This is a genomic window from Erythrobacter sp. S57(2025) (assembly GCF_057365055.1).
The window spans coordinates 1,232,790-1,248,238 of the sequence record NZ_CP200299.1 but is presented as its reverse complement, the minus strand read 5'-3'; the positions used below and the strand labels follow the sequence as shown (position 1 = coordinate 1,248,238).

Genomic DNA, 15,449 nt, shown 5'->3' with positions numbered 1-15,449 from the left:
GCCCGCAATTGATCCCAAAATTGACGAGACCCATGTCGCCTAGCGAAAGCTTGTCAAAAAGGCTAAATTTTTTGTTGAGTTGTCTAGGGATTTTCCCCCGTGGCCCTCGAATTTGCGGCGTGTGAGGTCTAGGATGCGACAAATGCCCCAAATTCGCCGCCTTCCTAGCACTCTTGTGAACCGTATTGCCGCTGGTGAAGTGGTCGAAAGGCCCGCTGCTGCGCTCAAGGAGCTGGTTGAGAACGCGGTTGATGCAGGTGCCAAGCGAATCGCTGTGGTTTTGACTGATGGCGGGCTGACCCGGCTTGAAGTGACCGATGATGGCTGCGGGATGAGCGCGGATGACATGGCGCTGGCTTTGGAACGCCACGCAACTTCCAAGCTGCCCGATGAAGCAATTGAGATGGTGACAACGCTTGGCTTTCGCGGAGAGGCGTTGCCGTCCATCGCCAGCGTCGCGCGCTTGACGATTGAAAGCCGGGTCGCAGGTGCAAATGATGGATGGCGACGCGTGGTTGATCACGGGGAAGTGGTGGAGGAGGGGCCTGCTGCGCTTCCGGTCGGCACGCGCGTTCGGGTTGAACAGATTTTCGCCAAAGTGCCCGCGCGCCGCAAATTCCTGCGCACGCCGCGCAGTGAATACATCGCTTGCCTCGACATTGTACGCCGTCTTGCAATGGCGCGGCCTGATATTGCTTTCACGTTGGAGAACGGTTCCGAAGGCAAATCGCGCAAGGCGCTTTCTACCCAAGTTGATGAAGAACTCGCCACGCGTGTCTCACAAATCGTTGCGCGCGAGCTGAAAGACAATGCGGTTGAGATCGAGTTGGAGCGGGAAACGCCGCACGGCGTGATGCGGTTGACCGGTCTCGCGGGTCTGCCGACCTACAATCGCGGCGTCGCTGATCATCAATATCTGTTCGTGAATGGCCGCCCGGTGAAGGACAAGCTGCTGACTGGAGCGGTGCGGGGCGCCTATTCCGATATGCTCGCGCGTGATCGTCATGCGGTGCTTGCGCTATTTCTTGATCTGCCGCCGCAGGATGTCGATGTGAACGTCCACCCGGCCAAAACTGAAGTGCGTTTCCGTGACGCAAGCCATGTCCGCAGCTTTATCGTTTCAGGCCTTCGCCAAGCGCTCGCCACAGGTGATCGCCGCAGTGCGCAGGGGCCTGATCGCGCCGCGATGGAGCGGTGGGTGGCAGAACCAACTCGGCCAGAGCCGCATGATACCACGCGCTCGATCTTCGAAGGCCGCGATTGGACCGAACCGCAAGCCCGCGTTGCCGAGGCTCGAGCGGATTGGAATGCGCGCGACGATGCGGCGCTGCCACAGGGACGTGCGGAAGAAGCCGCGCCTGTTCCCGAAGAAGCGCAGGATTACCCGCTGGGCATCGCACGGGGGCAGGTCGCGAACACCTACATTGTGGCGGAGAGCAAGGATGGCTTGATCCTTGTCGATCAACACGCCGCACACGAGCGATTGGTGCTGGAGCGCCTTAAAAGGGCAGGGGCAGAAGAAGCGGTCACCCGTTCGCAAGCACTGCTAGTGCCTGACGTGGTCGAGATGGATGAGGCGGACTGCGACCGGCTCGAGGACGCTGCCGAAGGACTTGCACGGTTTGGTCTGAGCGTTGAGCGTTTCGGACCCGGCGCGATGCTTGTACGCGCGGTTCCCTCTGCCATCGCAAAGGCGGATACGGGCAAATTGCTACGCGATCTCGCCGATGACATCGCCAAACATGGCAAGAATGCCGATAGCGGGGCGCTGCTGCTTTCTGAAAAGCTGGAATATGTCCTTGCTACAATGGCTTGCCACGGATCGGTGAGGGCGGGTCGAGTGCTGTCCGTTGCTGAAATGAACGCGCTGCTTCGCGAAATGGAGGCCACCCCGCGTTCAGGCCAATGCAATCACGGTCGGCCCACATGGGTGAAGCTCGATATGGAAGATGTCGAGAAACTGTTTGGTCGACATTGATTAAGGGCGTGCCGGCGCGATGATGAGAATTGCACTCTTGATAGCGTTTGCGACGGTGAATGCGGGCACTGGCGATCTAGTAGAAGATGCAGCCAATGCGATCACCGCCGAGAACAAGGCAACGTTGCGAGAGATGCAGTTCAGCGCGTTTGACCTCGACAGCAGCCCGGTCTCAGTTGCAACTTTCGTGGACATGCTCGCGGGATGCCAAGCGAACGAGAAGTCGGATCCAAACGGCACGCGCCGCCCGGTCGTGCTCCACTATGAATGCGAGGCGCTGCAGCAACGCCGCGGCAAATGCGATGGCCCGACGCTATTGGTTTCAATCAATCGAGCCACATCGCCGCATGTTTATGCGCAAATGCGCTTTGAGCGCCTGAACACCCCAGAATGCGAGTTGCCCGCTTTGCCAGGTTAGGCATGAATTGCACGATCACCCAGCATAGTAATTAGGAATGTCGAAGAGTCGGGCGGGCGACGGTGAGCCGCATCGCCGTTTCTAACGTCTAAGCCGCTGGGCTCCTAGCATCGCGAATTATTGCCGTAATCTCGTCGAGCAGTGCAAGCCGTTTGCGTTTGAGGGCATCGAAGCGTTCATCGCTCGCCGCTTCAGTTTCGACCTCAATCCGATGCACTTCCCGATTGACCTCATGGTACTCGTCAGCGAGCCGACCATAGTGCGCGTTGTCTTGTTTAAGGCGCGTCATCACTTCGCGATCACGGGCGAAAATCTTTGTGAGCTCGTTGGGTGTGTGCTGCGACATGTTCTATCGTTCCTTCATCAGCGCTTGGTTGATGCAAAGACGATATCGCCGACACACTAGGTGTCCTTGATGTAGATCAATTCAGTTGTGATTTTCTCGAAATTCGAAGCTTTAGACGTTGAATTTAAACAGCAGCACGTCCCCGTCCTGCACGTCGTAATCCTTGCCTTCTTGGCGCATTTTGCCCGCTTCTTTCGCGCCGGCTTCACCGTTCAGGTCGATATAGTCGTCATACGCAATTGTCTCTGCGCGGATGAAGCCTTTTTCGAAGTCTGAGTGGATCTCGCCTGCCGCTTGTGGGGCCTTCGCCCCATCGGGAAAAGTCCATGCGCGCGCTTCTTTGGGACCGGCGGTGAAGAAGGTTTTGAGGCCGAGCAAGGTGTATCCAGCGCGGATCACGCGGGCGAGGCCGCTTTCATCCAAGCCCAGTTCGGTGAGGTATTCGGCGCGATCTTCCATTGGCATGGTAATCAGCTCCGCTTCGATCGCGGCGGATACCACCACGGCCTGCGCGCCCTCTTCCTTCGCCTTGGCAAAGACTTGCTCGGACAAATCGTTGCCGCTTGCCGCTTCGTCTTCGGCGACATTGCAGACATAGAGAACTGGCTTTGCGGTTAGCAGCTGCGCTTGTTCGAATAGGCGCGCTTCCTCGTCATCTTTTGGTTCGATCAAACGGGCAGGCTTGCCGTCTTTGAGCAGCTCCAGCGCTTGACCCAGCACGCTGGCAAGCGCCTTGGCTTCTTTATCGCCAGCCTTGCCGCGCTTTTCCGCATTAGGAACACGCTTTTCGAGGCTTTCGAGGTCTGCCAGCATCAATTCGGTCTCGACAACTTCTGCGTCCGCAAGCGGATCGACCTTGTTGGAGACGTGCTGAATATCGTCATCTTCAAAACAGCGCAGCACATGCACAATCGCATCGACTTCGCGAATATTGCCGAGGAACTGGTTGCCCAATCCCTCGCCTTGGCTGGCACCTTTCACAAGGCCTGCGATGTCCACAAAGGCAAGCTGGGTCGCGATCACCTTTGCGCTGTTCGCAATGGCGGCGATCTTGTCCAAACGCTCATCCGGAACCGCGACCTGGCCGACATTCGGCTCAATCGTGCAGAACGGATAATTTGCAGCCTGTGCGGCCTGCGTCTCGGTAAGGGCATTGAAAAGGGTGGACTTGCCAACATTGGGCAGGCCCACAATCCCGCATTTGAAACCCATGGATCACTCTTTTGTCACGTGGTGAATAATGAGAGCGCGCCTTAGCGGGGGCATCAACGCTTGGCCAGAGCGGGCGGGGTGTGGGCACAAAAAAGGGCACGCATTCCCGAACCGCTTAGAGAAGGCGCACCCTAACTTTGAAACGCTGTATCAGAATGCGTGGATCGGCTGTGCAGCAATACCAATCGCGATCAACACTATGAGTGCGTGGAAGATGTTGAAAGAGCGCATTTTCCTGTGATCCCAGACCTAACCAAACCCGCATTAGGGTTAAACAGCTGTTTACATAAGAATGATGCGCGCGTCCTGTTACGTAATGTCCCTGTCCCTGATTGGGGCAGGGCAAAGCCAAGTGTGACCAAGTGGCTCTGCCCTGCAAATTCATACGGCCTTATGCGTTGTGAACCGCTTTGATCCACGCCCCATAGGGGCTTTCGCCCAGCCATCCGATTTGCGCCTGAGCAGACGCTTCGTTGATTGCCAGTTGCGGTTTCAGGCCCGGATGCACGGCGCGTCGCAAGGGGCGCGTGCCTGCTGGCATGGCCATAATCTCGGCCATGGCGTTGGGCACATCCATCGGATCGGTTGACCCTCCTCCAGAGCGCTGACCAAGCCCTTCGATCAGAGCAGCGTAGCCATTGGTGTGCTTTTCTTCGGCCCGGCCAATCAGATTGAGCGTATTGGTATTGGCATTGCGCCAGATATTGGTGGGATAGCCACCTGGTTGAATAATTGTGACCTCAATGCCGTGCGGGACCAGCTCATAGGCGAGGCTTTCGCTCAGCGCTTCAATCGCAAATTTGCTGGGCGAATACATGCCAAAGGCAGGCACGATTACGCGGCCAAGTTGAGAAGATACGTTGAAGATCTGCCCGCTTTGCGCAGCGCGCATGGATGGGAGGACAGCGCGGATCATGCGCTGGGGACCGAACACATTGGTGTCAAAAATGTGCTGCGTTGCTTCCATGTCCTGAATTTCGATGGGGCCTGCATAAGAGATGCCGGCATTGTTGATCAGGACATCAATCTTGCCATCGGAGAGTTCCAATGCGCGGGCGACACCAGCTTCGACCTGTTCATCGGAAAGGACGTCAATCTCGATAACGGTGAGATCTAGTTCCTCATCCTTGGCGAGTTGTTCGAGTTCAGTCGCCTCCGTGCGCGGCAGGTTGCGCATTGTTGCGAAGACCTTTGCGCCTTTGCGGGCGTAGTCTTCTGCTGCCAGCCTGCCGAACCCGGTCGAGCAGCCGGTGATCAGGATGCTTTTGCCCGACATATCAGGGTCTGCTGAAATGATGTCTTCAGCAGCAACATGCGCGGCTGCGGCCAGCGCACCTGTGGCAGCTGCACCTGCAAGAAGAGTACGGCGATTGATCTGAGACATTGTGGGGGCTCCTTTAACTTGGAGCCGAGCTTAGCCGTCCTGCTGGCGCAATGCCACATCGCTCATAAAGCGGGGGTCATTTCCCTGTGCAAGCCAACCGGCCTCTGCACCCACCGCGCCAAGCATCGTGGCAAGATCGTCTTGTTCAACCTTGGCATAATTGCCCAACACGTGGCCGTGAACGCGGTCCTTGTGCCCCGGATGGCCAATGCCAATGCGAACACGGCGGAAATCCGCGCCCAAATGCTGGTCGATCGAGCGTAACCCATTGTGACCTGCATGGCCGCCGCCTTGCTTTACCTTCACTTTGAAGGGAGCCAAGTCGAGCTCGTCATGAAAGACGGTGAGCGCATCGGTTTCCAGCTTGTAGAAACGCATCGCCTCGCTAACCGCGCGGCCGCTTTCGTTCATGAAAGTCGCAGGCTTTAGCAGCAGCACCTTTTGCGTCCCGATGCGGCCCTCTTGAACCCAGCCCTGAAACTTCTTTTGCACCGGCCCAAAGCCATGCATGTCAGCGATCACGTCAAGCGCCATAAAGCCGACATTATGCCGGTGAAGCGCGTAACGCGGTCCGGGATTTCCAAGGCCTGTCCAAATCTGCATGGTCGCCCTTTAATCGTGCTTCATTCAAAACAAAACACCGGACTGGTTTCCCAGCCCGGTGTCTTGGTGATTTCTCGCAAATGAGAGAGAGGGGCTTACTCTTCGCCGCCTTCTTCCTCGTCACTCTTCTGAGCGGTGGCTTCCACTTCATCAGCTGCCACTTCTTCGCCTTCGGTCTCTTCCTCTTCACTCTTCTTGAGCGCGGACGGAGCAACCAGCGTTGCGATGGTGAAGTCACGATCGGTGATCGCGCTCTCGCTGCCTGCTGGCAGGTTCACTTCGCTGATATGGATCGAATCGCCAACTTCCTTGCCGGTGACGTCGATTTCGATCTCGCCAGGGATTTTGTCGTTTTCGCAGACCAGTTCCAGGTCGTGACGCACCACGTTGAGAACGCCGCCCTTCTTGAGGCCGGGTGATTCTTCTTCGTTGGTGAAGACCACTGGCACGCTGACTTCGATCTTGCCGCCCTTTGCGAGGCGGAAGAAATCGGCGTGGGTTGGGCGGTCTGTTACCGGATGCAGAGCGACATCTTTGGGAATGGCGCGGACGGTGTCCTTGCCAACTTCGATCTGCACGATTGAGTTCATGAACTGGCCGGTCATCAACTGACGGGTGAGTTCTTTCTCCTCAACATGGATCGTGATGGGTTCTTCCTTGCCGCCATAAATAACAGCAGGAACTCGACCTTCGCGGCGAAGTGCTCGGGAGGCTCCCTTGCCAGCCCGTTCGCGGCGTTCGGCCGGCAGTGTAAGAGCGTCGCTCATATATAAAGCCTTTCGAAAGCGTATTGATAGGTTGCATCGCGCGCCCCGCCTCCAGGGATGACCAGAGCGCCGAAGCGCGGGCAAATAGCGGTATTGGTCAAAAAGGCAACTTCTAATTCGCCAGACGAGTGACGGTGTAGCCTTCTGCCTCGAGCATAGTTTCCAACCCATCAGGGCCAATCAGGTGCGCCGTGCCCACCGCGATAAGCGGGCGATCACCGGCGGCAAGCTTGTTCTGGATGACCGGAAGCCAAGCCATATTGCGGTTCACCAGCAAAGCATCGCGGATTTCAGGGTCTTCCATGATGCCGCTGCGTGTAGTCTCCAGCAAGGCAGCCTCATCACCGCTCAGCCATGCACGGGTCAGCTTTCCGGGGTTGTCACGTGAAGCCATCCACTCTTCGATCGTCCCTTCGAGCAATTCGCGCTGATCATCGGCACGCAAAGCATCGAAGATACCCAGCTGTTGGGCGGCGCTTTCAAGGCCCAGGACGGGTTTTCCATCGAACTGCGCGATGACGCTTTTGTCGACCCCATTACGGGGATCACCAACCGCTCCCACACGGGCGAGCAGGATAGCCGATGCCCAGGTTTCGGTGTCGTGAAAACTGGAGTGGGGAATATCGGATAGCTCGACCATCTCATCGAGCGGGGCCCTCAGATTACGCGAGACGCGCAGGCTTAGGGGGCCAAGATCGGGCGTGGTCGCGAGGCTGACGAAGGTTTGCGCGATATCCGCGTCATCCAGATCGGCGATTTCGACAATCAGGCTGTCAGCATTGCCAATAACACGGTCGATTTCCGGCGTCTGCCAATCGGTATTGTCGGGTAGGGCATGGATCGTGCCCAGCATCCACCCTCTCACTTCGCCATTTGCATCGGCAATTTCATAAAGCAGAGGGCTGGGCTGGTTTGCGCCCTCCAAAACATCGTTCTCCGCCTCAGAACTGCAAGCCGCCACAGCCAGTGAGGCTATGGCGGCAAACAGTAGTGTTAGATTACGGATCACTTTGGAGCGATTATTGGACGCGGGTCGTCTCAATATCGCGCTCTGCCAGATAGTCTTGCACGCTCTTTTCGCCTGCAAGATGACCGGCGCCTACAGCGATAAAAACCGTGCCCGGCGTGTTGTCGAGCCGGGTGTCAATCCACTCAGCCCAGTTTGCATTGCGCTCATAAAGCAGGGCGTCGGCAAAATCGCCTTCTTCCAGGCTTTCATTCATGATCGCGGCGAGGCCTTCAGCATCACCTGCGACCCATTCAGCCACCATGGAATCGAGCATTTCCTTGACCTCATCCACGCCTTCGACAGCGGCCATCAGGAATTCGACCTGCTGATCCTGCGGCAGACCATCAAAAATACCGAGCTGAAATTCTGCGGTTTCAAGCGCTGCTGTCGGCGTATCGCCAGCTTTTGAAAGGATCACTTTGTCGACGCCTGCATTGGGATCATAACCCTGCTGCATGAGCGGAAGGACGCTCAAAGTCAGGCCAGCCATCCATGGTTCAAACATGTCGAGGCCAGCGGCAGGCACACCAAGTTTTGTCAAAGCCGCCTCATAAGCGACTGTTTGCTCTTCATTAAGCAGCGAACGAAGCGTCGTGCCATCGGTAAAGACTGCGCGCTGCATGGCCATTTGCTGCATCGCCGCTTCGCTGGATGGGTCCATCATGATCTCGGTCACGACCGTGTCAGATGCCTTCAGCGCCGTATCAATCTCTGCATCATACCAAACGACGCTGGGGTCGAGCGCGTGAACTGTGCCGAACAGATAGATTGTGGTGTCTTCGTCAGCGACTTTCCAAAGGGCAGGGCCTTCAGGACCGCTGGGCAGAACCTGTTCGACTGCGGGTGCTGCCTCTTCATGGGCCTCTGCAAAGGCAGGTTGGCTTGCGAGAAGGGCAATGGCGGCAACCGATACAGGCAGGGTTTTCATGAGGGTTTTCATATTTCTCTCCATTGGGTTGAGTGTAAGATTGGTATTGTTGATGAAATTTGAATGGGTCATGCGCCGCGTTTGTATGTCCAGGCCGCTGACATCACCGCCATGACGAGCACGAACATGATCATTGGATCTTGTTCAGGCAGCAACGATGCACGCTGCGCCATCCACCAAACTGGCGTTGCAACGGTGTAGAAAGCGACGGCTGCATAAAGGCCGGTACCGACCGCAGCGCGTTCATGTTCGTCCGTGGTTTTCTCCCATTGGAAAGAAGAATAGCCCATGCCGACGACAAAAAGGACACTCAGACCAATAGCGAGTGATGGGGCGATGGGAGCGTTGCTGAACAGTTCAACCTCTCCCACACCGCCATCTTGCAAGGCGTAGAATAAAAGCGCCATCGCTGCGCCCAGTACACCCGATAATAGCAAGATGATGCGCGAGCGCTTTGTGCTCGGGGCGACAGGTTCACCTTTGCTTGATCCCAAACCAAGTTCTTTCATCCAAAGGAATGTGATCGTGATGACCAGGATCGCTCCAACCAAAGTGGCGGTGAGTTGCACACCGTCGCTGAGTTGTTGAAACGCCTGTGTTTCTGATCCGATAATTGTTCCCAGGCCGGCCAGATAAAGGGCCGTTCCCAGGCCGATCTTTGCCATACGTCCATAGTTCGGGCCGTCGCTGACATCGTCCATTTTCATTTCGTAAGGCATTATGCGGCCCTCCGTATTAGATTGGCAACGACGCTGACCGCCAGGACTGAAACAAACAGGATCATGACATCAGGTTGAGGGGCAAAGTCGCCGCGCCACGCCACCCACCAAACGGGTGTGACGACGCCCAAGAATTGAAATCCAACACTCTCGCCAAACTTCTGATATTGCAGATCAACTTCGTCCGCATTGCGGCGTGAAAAGTAAGCCAGCGCCGGAATTCCCAGCAGCCAGAGCACCGCAGCCGCGATAGCAATAGTGGTGGGAAGCGGCGCGTTTGAGAACAGTTCCACTGTGCGCGCTTCACCATCGCCTATCGCAAATAGCATGGAGAGGATGCATGATATTGCGATCAGCGCGATCATGACGATGCTTAAGCGGCGAGTTCGAGGCGTGTCAGGATCGCCGACGCGCAATGTTGGCCATTTGCGAAAGGCCAGAACCACGACCGCTATACCCAATGCTGATATCGCAATGCCGCTCAGTGCCGGTGTGGATGTCAGACCATCGCGGCCTATAGCATTGGATGCGACCCCGATGCCGCCAAATAGCAGTCCCAAGCCAACCGCAAAGCAGGTGATCGGGAGCAAGAATGACCCCAATTGCTGCAATTTCGTTGGCTCTGCATCATCGACCATTGTTTGTCTCTCAGCTGTTTTCATCATGGAAAATCTCTTCAATGGGCATCTCAAACAGGCGCGAAATGCGGAATGCGAGGGGGAGCGAGGGGTCGTGCTTGCCAGTTTCAATGGCATTCACAGCCTGACGTGACACATCGAGTTGGAGCGCCAGTTCAGCCTGGCTCCAATCGCGTTCAGCGCGCAGGACTTTGAGGCGATTTTTCATCGCGAATCTCGCCAGCGATTGAACTGGAAAATGAGGACAAACAGCATGACAAAAATGGTCCAACCCTCAACCATCACCATCACAGGCGATGCATCATCATACAACCAAGCGAGAGCGTCAGGGCGTGTGTCGCCTCCAATTATAGCATAGGCAATCCAAAGCCCGATAAAGACGATGATTGGCAGGATCGTGATGACCCAAACCAGATTGCCAACTGTGCGTTTCCATAAAAGCTCGGCATATTCATCTCGCAAAGGGCTGGCGACAATGAGGAATGCCGGGATCAATGTGCAAATGACATTCATAATTGACGCGATAATCGTCACCAACGGCTCTTGTAGGTCGAGATACGAAATCCCTGTCGCTAGATAAAAGAGACCAGAGGCTAGGACGCACGCAAGCGTGATCGTCACAAGGTCCATGAGCCAAAAATAAGCGCGGTAACGCAGCGGGTCTTTGGTGGCGGTGCTCTTATTCATGCGCCTGCTCCAAGAACCCGTTTCCAGAACAACCCGATGTAAAATCCGGCAATCGCGGATGCGATGGTAAGGATTGCGGGAATGTCTTGTTCTGCTGTGTCCGTGCCATTTCGGGCGTCATTGTACCCGTCATAGACCCCTTCAAAAAACGGGATCGATAGAAACAGGATGAGCATGATGGCGAAGGCGGTGCTTGCACCAGCTGTCCACAATTCGCGGGTGTATTCATCGGCATTGCGGGTGAACAACATGGCCCAACAGGCTGCAACCGCGAGCAAACCAGCCGCTATTGAGACTGATGCTGGAACGACATCAAACGCGCTCAGCAGGAAGACGCCAATCCCGGCAAGTCCAACCCAGCCTGCGTTCAAAAAGATGGTGGCTTTGTTCATCATAGGCCCCCTCTGAAACGCTTAATCTGCATACCGATGAAAAACGCGCTGAGGATGATCGGGGTCGCGAGCGTATTCACCACACCATTCTCGAACCCCCATTCCTTAGTGATGTCGTAAGCCTCAACATCCGCCTCAGGATCGACTGATGCTATTTCATACACTTCAATGCCAACGAACGTTGCTTCAACCCATGGCGCAACGATAAGCCAGATCATTGCAGCAAAGAACGCAAAAGTGGTTCCGCTATGCCACATTGAATGGGTGTATTCGTCAGTCTTACGCCGCAAGAAGACGTAGAAAACCGCGAAAGCCTCGCTGATGAAAATTGCGAGCATGATGAAGAAAATTAGAAATAGTGTCGGCGTGTCCAATTGCTCGATCCAATCTTTATCCTGACCTCCGATAGGCAGGAAAATAAGAAAAGAGAGCAATACCGCTGCCGTACCAAGATTGGTGACATTAAGATATCGGTCGACTTGTTTTTGGCGGTCGATGGTCACTTTCAATGATCCCGTTATTGTGACGAAAACTGTTATAGGGGGTGCCGCCCTCGCTTGCCTGCGCCTTTTCGGGGTTGGTGCAGGGGCGAGGGCGGAGTGAGCCTTAGGCGCCTGGAGTGTTGGCGCCGTCAGCTGCGGGGTTAGCGGCAAGGCGCACGCGGTCAGCATTGGCTTCGGCAACGGCTAGGCGGATTGCGCTTTCGGCGCTGGCGAAGGCTGTTGCCCGACATTGACGCTCTGCCCGGATCGAAGCGCCATCGCGGCTGCCGGTGTTGCACATTTGACGGATGCGAGTGCGAACGCGTTCATCCAGGCGGGAAACACCCTCTTGCGTAGAAAGGTCAATGTCCTTGTGCTCGACGCTGACGGTGAAGTCGTTGCTTGCATTGTCGGATGCGATTGCAGGGGTAGCGATCAAAGCAGCTGAGGCGGCGATAAGTGAGATAATACGCATTTTGAATTCTCCTGGGGAGGAAGAGTTGAACGAATTTTGTCTTGTGAACCTTCCGATATGTCAGGTTGCCCTTACTTTATGTAGCGATTCGCTGACAATGTCAACATGACCTGACATTTCGTCAGGAGAAGGTGACCAAAACCGCAGAAATCCGGGCATTTCACGTGTGGAGAAGGGCGCTTGTTGCGCTGCACCATTGACGCTTTAAGGGGCATCAGCCATTGGCCTGCGGCATGGAAACCGAGCTGCAAACGACTCCGAGAATCGAGCGCGATCCCAAACGTTCTTTCCAGGACATGATCCTGACGCTGCATGATTTCTGGGCGGCCAATGGCTGCGTGATCCTGCAACCATATGATATGCGCATGGGCGCAGGCACGTTTCACACTGCGACGACTTTGCGCGCGCTTGGGCCAGAGCCTTGGAATGCGGCCTTTGTGCAGCCTTGCCGCCGCCCGACAGATGGGCGCTATGGTGAAAACCCCAACCGGCTCCAGCACTATTACCAATATCAGGTCATCCTGAAGCCAAGCCCTAGCGATATCCAAGAGCTGTATCTCGACAGCCTCAAAGCCATCGGCATCGACCCGCTCAAACACGACATTCGCTTTGTCGAGGACGACTGGGAATCGCCGACACTCGGCGCATGGGGGCTGGGCTGGGAGGTCTGGTGCGACGGGATGGAAGTCACCCAGTTCACCTATTTCCAGCAAATGGGCGGCTTTGATTGCAAACCGGTCGCGGGCGAACTCACCTACGGGCTTGAGCGTTTGGCCATGTATATCCAAGGCGTCGACAGCGTGTACGACCTCGCATTCAACCAGCACGGCGTTTCGTATGGAGAGGTCTTTCTCGAAAACGAAAAGCAGATGTCGAAGTGGAACTTTGAGGTCGCGGATACCGACGCTCTATTCGACCTGTTCACCAAGGCAGAGGCGGAGTGTCAAAACGCACTCGCCAATGACGTACCGATTGCGGCCTACGAGCAGGCGATTGAGGCGAGCCACATCTTCAACCTTCTCCAAGCGCGCGGCGTGATCAGCGTGCAGGAACGCGCGAGCTATATGGGCCGCGTGCGCGATCTGGCGCGTGGGTCTTGCGAGAAATATGCCGAGCTGATGGCACCGCAATGGGCTAAAGACTACCCGGAATGGAGCCTCGTCTAATGGCTGATTTCCTCCTTGAACTGCGCTGCGAAGAAATCCCTGCGCGCATGCAAAAAGGCGCGCGCGTTGAGCTGGAAAAGCTGTTCCGCCGCGAATTAGATGCCTCTGGCGTTGCGGTTGGCGACCTCACCATCTGGTCGACCCCGCGCCGGCTTGCTTTGATTGCGCGCGATTTGCCGCTTGAGACTGAGGCTGTGCATGACGAGGCCAAGGGGCCACCCGTGGGCGCTCCCGATCAAGCGGTTGATGGCTTCTGCCGCAAGAATGGCGTGGCGCGCGAGCAACTTGAAGAACGCGAGGTAAAGGGCAGGGCGACCTACTTTGCGGTGATTGAGAAGCCGGGTCAGGCGGTTGCCGACCTGCTCACTGCCGCGATCCCGGTGATCATTCGCGACTTCTCTTGGCCGAAGAGCATGCGCTGGGGCGATGCCTCTATCAGCAGTGAAAGCACGCGCTGGGTTCGCCCATTGTCTGGCATTGTCGCGCTGCTTGATGGCGAAGTCGTGCCATGTGTTACCGATGGTCTGGCCAGTGGGCGCACGACCAAGGGCCACCGCTTCCACTCAACCGGCGATATCGAGATCGCGAACGCTGATGACTATGCCGAGAAGCTGCGCGCAGCATCGGTGCTGGTTGACCATGAAGAGCGCGCGGGGATTATCCGCGAGGGTGCTCGCAAGGCCGCGAAAGCCGTGGGGCTGACCGTCGTTGAAGACGAAGGTCTGGTGGTTGAGAATGCGGGCTTGACCGAATGGCCGGTGCCGCTGCTTGGCCGGTTTGAGGATGATTTCCTCGACGTGCCGCCCGAGACAATTCAGCTCACCGCGCGGGTGAATCAAAAATACTTCGTCTGCGAAGAGCGCGCGCCCGACGGCACCACGTCACTCGCCAACGCCTTTATCTGCACCGCCAACATCGCTGCCGAAGACCCTGCCGTGGTGGTCGATGGCAACCGCAAAGTCCTCGCCGCAAGGCTTTCCGATGCGCGCTTCTTCTGGGAGCTGGATCAGAAGAAAACCCTCGCTGAGCACGCCAAGGGCCTGGAGCGGATTACCTTCCATGAGAAGCTTGGTACGGTTGCTGATAAGGTTGACCGCGTGGCGAAGCTGGCGCGGTGGTTGTGTGAACAGGGGATCGTAAAAGGCGATCCTGACTTGGCCGAACAAGCTGCGCGTTTGTGTAAGGCTGACCTCGTCACCGAGATGGTTGGCGAATTCCCCGAATTGCAAGGCCTGATGGGCGGATATTACGCCGCGAAAGAAGGCCTGCCACAAGAAGTCTCAGAGGCGATCCGCGATCACTACAAGCCGGTCGGGCAGGGCGATGATGTGCCGACTGCTCCGGTGACGGTGGCGGTTTCGCTGGCGGATAAGTTGGATACGTTGGCGATGTTCTTCTTGGCAGGTATGCCACCTTCCGGTTCCAAAGATCCATTCGCGCTTCGACGTGCTGCGCTTGGTGTTTTGAGAACACTTGAAGCGTGTCAGTTGCGGGTTGGCCTTACGTTGCCTCTCAACGTGCCAATGGCGGTCTTTCTAGGTCGTGTATATTCGCTCGCGAAGCTCGGTGAGTACAAAGAGTATCTTCGTGCAGCGGAGAAGTTAGGCGTCGGTTTGGACGCAAAAGACGCCGATGCGCTCTATCGAGAAATCGAGGGCGGTCTGCGAGAAAGAGATTTCATTGAAGGTCTGCACGAGCGGTTAGCGGAGCCTGCCGTTGCTACACTTATGGATTTCTTCGCTGATCGCCTCAAAGTCCAACAACGCGAAGCGGGTGTTCGTCACGACCTGATCGACGCGGTGTTCGCGCTTGGCGGAGAGGACGACCTAGTCCGTCTCCTCGCCCGAGTGAAAGCCCTTCAAGGCTTCATCGAAACCGATAACGGCACCAACCTACTCGCAGGCTACAAGCGCGCGGCAAATATCCTCAAGAAAGAGGAATGGAGCGCGCCAGAAAACCCCGATGGTAAATCGGTTTCCTACACGCCCGAAACAGCCGAAAAGGTACTCATTGATGCTCTTTCCGACGCAGCGCCCAAAGCGGCGTCTGCCGTATCCGAAGAGCGGTTTGAGGATGCGATGGCGGCGCTGGCGACCTTGCGAGCGCCTATTGATGCCTTTTTCGAGGATGTGACGGTCAATGACGATGATCCAGCCAAGCGTGAGGCTCGCCTCAATCTGCTGGCGCGCTTTACGGGCGCGGTCGGAAACGTTGCTGATTTCAGCCGGATTGAAGGGTGATTTGA

Annotated in this window: 18 protein-coding genes; 4 read left to right on the top strand and 14 right to left on the bottom strand. The window is 56.4% G+C overall.

The features are described 5' to 3' along the window. The first annotated feature begins 142 nt into the window (after positions 1-142). Both mutL and AC0V6N_RS06030 read left to right on the top strand, forming a co-directional pair. The gene (gene mutL, locus AC0V6N_RS06035; protein ID WP_486170686.1) at positions 143-1,978 is read left to right on the top strand and encodes a DNA mismatch repair endonuclease MutL; all 1,836 of its coding nucleotides are present in this window, start codon (positions 143-145) and stop codon (positions 1,976-1,978) included. A 19-nt stretch (positions 1,979-1,997) separates the two neighbouring features. Next, on the top strand, positions 1,998-2,396 hold the full coding sequence (locus AC0V6N_RS06030) for a hypothetical protein (RefSeq protein ID WP_486170685.1): 399 nt from the start codon (positions 1,998-2,000) through the stop codon (positions 2,394-2,396). An 88-nt stretch (positions 2,397-2,484) separates the two neighbouring features. On the opposite strand, the gene AC0V6N_RS06025 is transcribed toward AC0V6N_RS06030, so the two are convergent. The 14 genes from AC0V6N_RS06025 to AC0V6N_RS05960 all read right to left on the bottom strand — a co-directional run bounded on the left by AC0V6N_RS06025 (position 2,485) and on the right by AC0V6N_RS05960 (position 12,038). Next, entirely contained in the window at positions 2,485-2,742 is a 258-nt protein-coding gene (locus AC0V6N_RS06025) for an HP1242/YdcH family protein (RefSeq protein ID WP_486170684.1), read from the bottom strand. 111 nt (positions 2,743-2,853) lie between these two features. Then, a complete protein-coding gene (gene ychF, locus AC0V6N_RS06020; protein WP_486170683.1) occupies positions 2,854-3,954 on the bottom strand; it encodes a redox-regulated ATPase YchF in 1,101 nt (366 codons plus the stop codon). Between the two features lie 391 nt (positions 3,955-4,345). After that, the gene (locus AC0V6N_RS06015) at positions 4,346-5,338 is read right to left on the bottom strand and encodes an SDR family oxidoreductase (RefSeq protein WP_486170682.1); all 993 of its coding nucleotides are present in this window, start codon (positions 5,336-5,338) and stop codon (positions 4,346-4,348) included. Between the two features lie 30 nt (positions 5,339-5,368). Continuing rightward, on the bottom strand, positions 5,369-5,941 hold the full coding sequence (gene pth, locus AC0V6N_RS06010; protein ID WP_486170681.1) for an aminoacyl-tRNA hydrolase: 573 nt from the start codon (positions 5,939-5,941) through the stop codon (positions 5,369-5,371). A gap of 95 nt (positions 5,942-6,036) precedes the next feature. Then, positions 6,037-6,708, bottom strand: a complete 672-nt coding sequence (locus AC0V6N_RS06005; protein WP_486170680.1) for a 50S ribosomal protein L25/general stress protein Ctc — start codon at positions 6,706-6,708, stop codon at positions 6,037-6,039. 112 nt (positions 6,709-6,820) lie between these two features. Further along, positions 6,821-7,717 (bottom strand): TraB/GumN family protein, encoded by an 897-nt coding sequence (locus AC0V6N_RS06000; RefSeq protein WP_486170679.1) that lies wholly within the window; start codon positions 7,715-7,717, stop codon positions 6,821-6,823. A 10-nt stretch (positions 7,718-7,727) separates the two neighbouring features. Continuing rightward, positions 7,728-8,657 (bottom strand): TraB/GumN family protein, encoded by a 930-nt coding sequence (locus AC0V6N_RS05995; RefSeq protein ID WP_486170678.1) that lies wholly within the window; start codon positions 8,655-8,657, stop codon positions 7,728-7,730. Positions 8,658-8,713: 56 nt separating this feature from the next. Continuing rightward, positions 8,714-9,364, bottom strand: a complete 651-nt coding sequence (locus AC0V6N_RS05990) for a hypothetical protein (RefSeq protein ID WP_486170677.1) — start codon at positions 9,362-9,364, stop codon at positions 8,714-8,716. Further along, positions 9,364-10,029, bottom strand: a complete 666-nt coding sequence (locus AC0V6N_RS05985; RefSeq protein ID WP_486170676.1) for a hypothetical protein — start codon at positions 10,027-10,029, stop codon at positions 9,364-9,366. Before AC0V6N_RS05985 ends, AC0V6N_RS05990 begins: the two co-directional genes overlap by 1 nt. Continuing rightward, positions 10,013-10,210, bottom strand: a complete 198-nt coding sequence (locus tag AC0V6N_RS05980) for a helix-turn-helix transcriptional regulator (protein ID WP_486170675.1) — start codon at positions 10,208-10,210, stop codon at positions 10,013-10,015. Before AC0V6N_RS05980 ends, AC0V6N_RS05985 begins: the two co-directional genes overlap by 17 nt. After that, positions 10,207-10,689 (bottom strand): hypothetical protein, encoded by a 483-nt coding sequence (locus tag AC0V6N_RS05975; protein WP_486170674.1) that lies wholly within the window; start codon positions 10,687-10,689, stop codon positions 10,207-10,209. Before AC0V6N_RS05975 ends, AC0V6N_RS05980 begins: the two co-directional genes overlap by 4 nt. Further along, positions 10,686-11,084, bottom strand: coding sequence for a hypothetical protein (locus AC0V6N_RS05970; RefSeq protein WP_486170673.1), 399 nt, complete (start codon positions 11,082-11,084; stop codon positions 10,686-10,688). The genes AC0V6N_RS05975 and AC0V6N_RS05970 overlap by 4 nt, the downstream gene beginning before the upstream one ends. Continuing rightward, the gene (locus AC0V6N_RS05965) at positions 11,081-11,584 is read right to left on the bottom strand and encodes a hypothetical protein (RefSeq protein ID WP_486170672.1); all 504 of its coding nucleotides are present in this window, start codon (positions 11,582-11,584) and stop codon (positions 11,081-11,083) included. Before AC0V6N_RS05965 ends, AC0V6N_RS05970 begins: the two co-directional genes overlap by 4 nt. Before the next feature lie 103 nt (positions 11,585-11,687). Beyond that, a complete protein-coding gene (locus tag AC0V6N_RS05960) occupies positions 11,688-12,038 on the bottom strand; it encodes a UrcA family protein (protein ID WP_486170671.1) in 351 nt (116 codons plus the stop codon). A gap of 296 nt (positions 12,039-12,334) precedes the next feature. On the opposite strand from AC0V6N_RS05960, the gene AC0V6N_RS05955 reads away from it, so the two are divergent. Together AC0V6N_RS05955 and glyS are read left to right on the top strand one after the other, a co-directional pair. After that, on the top strand, positions 12,335-13,204 hold the full coding sequence (locus AC0V6N_RS05955; RefSeq protein WP_486172432.1) for a glycine--tRNA ligase subunit alpha: 870 nt from the start codon (positions 12,335-12,337) through the stop codon (positions 13,202-13,204). Beyond that, positions 13,204-15,444 (top strand): glycine--tRNA ligase subunit beta, encoded by a 2,241-nt coding sequence (gene glyS, locus AC0V6N_RS05950; protein WP_486170670.1) that lies wholly within the window; start codon positions 13,204-13,206, stop codon positions 15,442-15,444. Before AC0V6N_RS05955 ends, glyS begins: the two co-directional genes overlap by 1 nt. The last annotated feature ends 5 nt before the right edge of the window (positions 15,445-15,449 follow it).

Excerpts from the sequence above, each read along its gene's own strand:
- mutL (WP_486170686.1), top strand. The coding sequence starts at position 143 with ATGCCCCAAATTCGCCGCCTTCCTAGCACTCTTGTGAACCGTATTGCC.
- AC0V6N_RS06030 (WP_486170685.1), top strand. The coding sequence starts at position 1,998 with ATGATGAGAATTGCACTCTTGATAGCGTTTGCGACGGTGAATGCGGGC.
- AC0V6N_RS06025 (WP_486170684.1), bottom strand. The coding sequence starts at position 2,742 with ATGTCGCAGCACACACCCAACGAGCTCACAAAGATTTTCGCCCGTGAT.
- ychF (WP_486170683.1), bottom strand. The coding sequence starts at position 3,954 with ATGGGTTTCAAATGCGGGATTGTGGGCCTGCCCAATGTTGGCAAGTCC.
- AC0V6N_RS06015 (WP_486170682.1), bottom strand. The coding sequence starts at position 5,338 with ATGTCTCAGATCAATCGCCGTACTCTTCTTGCAGGTGCAGCTGCCACA.
- pth (WP_486170681.1), bottom strand. The coding sequence starts at position 5,941 with ATGCAGATTTGGACAGGCCTTGGAAATCCCGGACCGCGTTACGCGCTT.
- AC0V6N_RS06005 (WP_486170680.1), bottom strand. The coding sequence starts at position 6,708 with ATGAGCGACGCTCTTACACTGCCGGCCGAACGCCGCGAACGGGCTGGC.
- AC0V6N_RS05995 (WP_486170678.1), bottom strand. The coding sequence starts at position 8,657 with ATGAAAACCCTCATGAAAACCCTGCCTGTATCGGTTGCCGCCATTGCC.
- AC0V6N_RS05990 (WP_486170677.1), bottom strand. The coding sequence starts at position 9,364 with ATGCCTTACGAAATGAAAATGGACGATGTCAGCGACGGCCCGAACTAT.
- AC0V6N_RS05985 (WP_486170676.1), bottom strand. The coding sequence starts at position 10,029 with ATGATGAAAACAGCTGAGAGACAAACAATGGTCGATGATGCAGAGCCA.
- AC0V6N_RS05980 (WP_486170675.1), bottom strand. The coding sequence starts at position 10,210 with ATGAAAAATCGCCTCAAAGTCCTGCGCGCTGAACGCGATTGGAGCCAG.
- AC0V6N_RS05975 (WP_486170674.1), bottom strand. The coding sequence starts at position 10,689 with ATGAATAAGAGCACCGCCACCAAAGACCCGCTGCGTTACCGCGCTTAT.
- AC0V6N_RS05970 (WP_486170673.1), bottom strand. The coding sequence starts at position 11,084 with ATGATGAACAAAGCCACCATCTTTTTGAACGCAGGCTGGGTTGGACTT.
- AC0V6N_RS05960 (WP_486170671.1), bottom strand. The coding sequence starts at position 12,038 with ATGCGTATTATCTCACTTATCGCCGCCTCAGCTGCTTTGATCGCTACC.
- AC0V6N_RS05955 (WP_486172432.1), top strand. The coding sequence starts at position 12,335 with ATGATCCTGACGCTGCATGATTTCTGGGCGGCCAATGGCTGCGTGATC.
- glyS (WP_486170670.1), top strand. The coding sequence starts at position 13,204 with ATGGCTGATTTCCTCCTTGAACTGCGCTGCGAAGAAATCCCTGCGCGC.